A 2,996-nucleotide genomic window follows, 5' to 3' on the forward strand; every position below is an offset into this window, starting at 1 on the left:
CCACCGGCCACTCCACCGGCTGAGTAAAGAAATTCAGAATATTGATGTACACAACCTCAGCCACCGTCTGAATTCCGACCACGCCCCCGAAGAATTAAGCGAACTGATTCAGGCCTTTAATGAGATGATCAGCCACGTTGAAGAGAGCTTTCAGAAGATTTCCCAGTTTTCAGCGGATATTGCCCATGAATTGCGAACACCAATTACCAACCTCAGCACCCAAACCCAGGTAGCGCTCAATAAAGACAGAAGCACAGAAGAATACCGCGACATACTTTATTCCAGCCTTGAAGAGTACGACAGACTCAGCGTTATGATCCGTGATATGCTGTGGCTGGCAAAAACTGACAATAAACAATTAACGCTGGAAAAAACCTCACTGAACCTGGCAGAAGAAATCAAAGCGCTTACCGATTACTTTGAACCGCTGGCGGAAGAAAAACAGGTTCCGCTTAAAGTATCGGGTGATGCCGTAATGGCTGAGGTAGACCGCACCATGTTCCGGCGGGCTCTGAACAACCTGATATCCAACGCCATCAACCACAGTCCGGCGGGAGCAGACGTCGGTATCTGCGTAACACAGCAGGAAAACCAGGCGCTGATCACGATTGAAAATGGCGGGAAAAAGATCGATGAAAAACACCTGAGCCGGCTGTTTGACCGCTTTTACCAGACAGACCCTTCCAGAGGGAACAGCCAGCGTGAAGGTGTAGGGCTTGGTCTGGCAATCGTCAAATCCATTGCGGAACTTCATCATGGCTCTATCGAAGTGACATCGGTTCCGGATAAAACCCGGTTTATGCTCAGGCTGCCCATTAACAGCCCGAATCAGTAAATACTAACTCTTCAATAAACAGCCGATAAATGCCTGTATGGCGCAAACTATACGGTCGTGATTCTGAATAGACGCAGCTCTGCACCTCTGAAACTCAGCACCTCTGCAACTATTTCCCCGGTAAAAAATGCTGCTCAATACCGCAGCTATTATTCTGCTGCTGAGTGCCATTGCGTTAATCATTAAAACTTTTCTTAATTTTAATCAGGCAAAACTGAACGATCTGAACCGGATAGCCCCATCCGCTGACCTTACTGGTTTTTACCTGCTCTGTGCAATCAACCCGCTGGCGTTTTCTGCTGTCATCAGGAAGGTGAGACGACGGAACAGCCGCGAAATCAGTTACTCCGGGATAAGGTGCGCGCAGGATTATAAGACAGGGCAACTGGCCACCATGCCACATTGGTTGACTGTAAAAGAGATTACCCGCGCTTAACTCTCTGCGGGTTCCAGCGCCTCCAGCAGCGCCAGCGCTTTTTCGCAAAAGCGGATATGCTCGCGCTCCGTTGCCAGGCCGGACTGCAGAATCAGATACTGCAATTGCTCAGCCGCCGATAATTCCCGGCCGGTGAAATCATGCTGTTCAATGTCTTCATACAAAGCCAGCTGCGTGCGGTGCCGGGCCATTCGGTGGCGCAGATCATTCTCAACCCCGGCGCCTGTGCCCAGAGCAGCTTCCGCCCTTAAACGCACCATCATGGCATCGCGCAGAGGTGGCGGATCATCCGCCTCCGCCACCCAGCGTTTAAGTTCCTGCTCACCCGCAGGCAAGACCTCGTAGCACCGCTTCCGGCCACGCGCGCCCTCTTCTGCAGTTGAGCGGACCCAGCCAGCAGCCTCCAGCTTGCCCAGCTCTTTGTATATCTGCTGATGCGTCGCCGGCCAGAAGAAGCCGATGGAACGCCCGAAGCGCCGCGCCAGATCCATACCCGAGCAGGGTTGCTCCAGCAACGAGGTCAGTAACGCATGAGGCAATGACATAGGTAACTCATTTAAGGATTTCCAGCGCAGGATAATGCCTTTATGCAACAAGTTGCAATTAAAGACTCCAGTGAGTATAAAGATGCAACTAATTGCATAAAAGGATCACCGTGATGACCTCGACGCTTTACCCTCACCTGCTTGCGCCACTGGATCTGGGCTTTACCACCCTTCGTAACCGCGTGCTTATGGGCTCCATGCACCTGGGCCTGGAAGAAGTTGAACACGGCTTTGAGCGTATGGCCGCCTTCTACGCCGAACGGGCCCGTGGTGGCGTTGGTCTGATCGTAACCGGTGGTATTTCACCGGATGAATATGGTGTTGTTTTTCAGGGTTCAGCCAAGCTGACGACCGAGGAAGAAGCCGAACATCACCGCGTGGTCACAGACGCCGTGCACGCCAATGGCGGCAAAATTGCCATGCAGATTCTGCACACCGGCCGCTACAGCTACCAGCCGAACCAGATTGCACCCAGCGCCTTAAAAGCGCCGATCAACCCTTTCGTACCGCGTGAACTGAGCCACGACCAGATTCTGGAAACCATCGAGAGCTTCGCCCGTTGTGCAGGTCTGGCACAGAGAGCAGGCTACGATGGCGTCGAAGTGATGGGCTCCGAAGGCTACCTGATCAACCAGTTTATTGCTGCGCGCACCAACCATCGTGACGATGAATGGGGCGGCAGTTACGAAAACCGCATCCGCTTCGCGATCGAAATTGTGCGCAAAGTGCGTGAACGTGTCGGACCGGAATTTATCATCCTGTACCGTCTGTCTATGCTCGATCTGGTCGAAGGTGGTTCAACCCTCGACGAAGTGATCCAGCTGGCCAAAGCCATTGAAGCCGCCGGCGCCACCATCATCACCACCGGCATCGGCTGGCACGAAGCACGCGTACCGACCATTGCCACCAAGGTGCCGCGTGCGGCATTCGCCTGGGTCACCAAACAACTGATGAGCGCCGTGAACATTCCACTGGTCACCACCAACCGCATCAACACCCCGGAAGTGGGCGAACAGATACTGGCGGACGGCTGTGCCGATATGGTGTCGATGGCGCGTCCGTTCCTGGCCGACGCTTTCTTTGTTGAAAAAGCCGCCCAGGGCCGCGCCGACGATATCAACACCTGCATCGGCTGCAACCAGGCATGTCTCGAGCAGACCTTCGCCATGAAGATCACCTC

General features: G+C 53.8%; 4 protein-coding genes. 3 read left to right on the forward strand and 1 reads right to left on the reverse strand.

What is annotated here, in order from left to right:
• Positions 1-835 (forward strand): heavy metal sensor histidine kinase (locus B3P58_RS18220; protein ID WP_286719530.1); only part of this gene is annotated, 835 nt, incomplete at its 5' end.
• A gap of 127 nt (positions 836-962) precedes the next feature.
• A complete protein-coding gene (locus tag B3P58_RS18225; protein WP_286719531.1) occupies positions 963-1,271 on the forward strand; it encodes a hypothetical protein in 309 nt (102 codons plus the stop codon).
• On the opposite strand, the gene B3P58_RS18230 is transcribed toward B3P58_RS18225, so the two are convergent.
• Entirely contained in the window at positions 1,268-1,816 is a 549-nt protein-coding gene (locus B3P58_RS18230) for a PadR family transcriptional regulator (RefSeq protein ID WP_286719533.1), read from the reverse strand. The genes B3P58_RS18225 and B3P58_RS18230 overlap by 4 nt on opposite strands.
• 113 nt (positions 1,817-1,929) lie before the next feature.
• On the opposite strand from B3P58_RS18230, the gene B3P58_RS18235 reads away from it, so the two are divergent.
• The coding region (locus tag B3P58_RS18235; RefSeq protein ID WP_286719535.1) for a 2,4-dienoyl-CoA reductase FMN-binding domain-containing protein at positions 1,930-2,996 on the forward strand (1,067 nt) is incomplete at its 3' end.

It is taken from the genome of Thalassolituus sp. UBA2009 (assembly GCF_002335285.1).
GTDB lineage: Bacteria > Pseudomonadota > Gammaproteobacteria > Pseudomonadales > Oceanobacteraceae > Venatoribacter > Venatoribacter alkanivorans.